Below are 1,905 nucleotides of genomic sequence, written 5' to 3'. Positions count from 1 at the left end.
AATGGAAGGAAATCAGACGGCTTTTACGGTCATCAACTCCAGTGGGTCCTGGTTAAGCAGCTCGCACATGGCAGCATATAAAACCGGCTCACAGGTTTTCAATAAAATCGGCTTTTCGAAGAAAGCCTCCACTGAAACAGCCCAGAACTCATGAAAATTGGTGGCTGCATACCGGTCCAGTACAGATTCACCGCCATTTCTCATATTCGTATAAATTGGGTGAGCCGCTTTAACATAGTCTTTGAATTTGGCCCGGAAGCTTTTCTCCATGGTTGTTTTTCCCATAAGCGCGCCATAAGTTAGCGCATGGGCCATTTCATGCAGGCCTACATTGTGCCCATCGTCGTATTCCTGGTAGCCATGAAAAAAATGATCCCAGCTGAGGTAGATGCCCTGGAGGCTTACATGCCCCTGGAAGGCCTGTTTATGCCAGTGCACCCGGTAGGCGGATCCTGAAACATAGATTTTATCAAAAAAATCGAGCCTGAAATCATTTAATCCAAAGGTGAGTTGAACAGCGGCGGAGCTGATCAGGAGCGGGATCATCGGATCGGGGGATAAGTCAATATATTTAAATTCTTTATAACGCATGAAATCCATAACCCTGCGTAAAAAACGGGCCTGGTTATCGAGGTTAAGGGCGCGGTAATAGATATTATGCGTCCGGAGCCAGTCGTGGTGCTGTGCCCATTCCGGCAAAAGCGAACCGGAACCTTCCGGGGAGGGATGATTACTGTCTCGCACCATCCGCCGATAATCGTATCGGAAGCGCTCCCAGCTCCAAATCAGAAAAACCAGGAGGCTGCTACTGCCTAATATGGTAATTACGGTAATCATGCTACATTTGCACCTCAGCAACAAACCGAAAATATAAATTCTATATGTATAGATCGCATACTTGTGGCGAATTAAATGCAAATTCCATTGGAAAAGAGGTAACACTGGCAGGTTGGGTTCAAACAATCCGGAAATTTGGCAGCATCACATTCGTAGATTTACGAGACAGGTATGGCATTACACAATTGTTATTCGGAGAAACCCTTACTCCTCAATTGGATGCACAACCGCTGGGCCGGGAATTTGTTATCCAGGTAACCGGGAAAGTAATTGAACGTACCAATAAGAATAAAAACATCCCTACCGGTGATATAGAAATTGATGTAATCAGTTGTACGATTCTCAATAAAGCGGCTACCCCCCCATTCACCATCCAGGACGATACTGATGGCGGAGATGACCTGCGGATGAAATACCGTTATCTCGATTTACGGCGCAATGCTGTAAAACGCAACCTGGAGCTCAGGTATGCCGTTAACCGGGCAGCCCGCAATTACCTCCATGAAAATAATTTCATGGATATTGAAACACCTTTTCTAATTAAAAGCACCCCGGAAGGAGCCCGCGACTTTGTAGTGCCCTCCCGTATGAATGCGGGCCAGTTTTATGCCCTGCCGCAAAGCCCCCAAACCTTTAAGCAATTACTGATGGTAAGCGGTTACGATCGGTATTACCAGGTAGTAAAATGTTTCCGGGATGAAGACCTACGGGCAGACCGGCAGCCAGAATTCACACAGATCGACTGCGAGATGAGCTTTGTGCAACAGGAAGATATTCTTCAAATGTTTGAGGGATTGGTTAAGCGCATCTTCAAGGACGTTAAAAATATTGATTATACCGAGTCTGTTCAACGAATGACCTGGAACGATGCCATGTTACAGTATGGCAATGACAAACCAGACATTCGCTTTGGTATGGAACTGGCCAATTTCAAAACGGTGTTTGAGGCACAAACCGGCAATGCCCATGCCTTGAAAATTTTTGAAGAGAGCGGCTTTAAAGTATTCAATGATGCAGAAACCGTGCTGGCTATAGCAGTACCCGGTTGTAGTGAATACACCCGTAAAC

2 protein-coding genes are annotated in these 1,905 nt (G+C 46.0%); one reads left to right on the top strand and one right to left on the bottom strand.

Features of this window, described 5'->3' with window-relative positions; genetic code table 11:
• Positions 1-12: 12 nt before the first annotated feature.
• Positions 13-837, bottom strand: a complete 825-nt coding sequence (locus A1D16_RS20455) for a zinc-dependent peptidase (RefSeq protein ID WP_290713116.1) — start codon at positions 835-837, stop codon at positions 13-15.
• Between the two features lie 44 nt (positions 838-881).
• Between A1D16_RS20455 and aspS the strand changes: the two genes are divergently transcribed.
• The coding region (gene aspS / locus A1D16_RS20450) for an aspartate--tRNA ligase (RefSeq protein WP_290713113.1) at positions 882-1,905 on the top strand (1,024 nt) is incomplete at its 3' end.

The sequence above is a fragment of the Flavihumibacter sp. CACIAM 22H1 genome (genome assembly GCF_001601815.1).
Lineage (GTDB): Bacteria > Bacteroidota > Bacteroidia > Chitinophagales > Chitinophagaceae > Flavihumibacter.
Note: the sequence above shows the minus strand (reverse complement) of the source record. Positions and strands in the feature narration are given on the sequence as shown.

What these genes read in the sequence shown, in the direction of transcription:
- A1D16_RS20455 (WP_290713116.1), bottom strand. Translation starts at nt 837, where the DNA reads ATGATTACCGTAATTACCATATTAGGCAGTAGCAGCCTCCTGGTTTTT.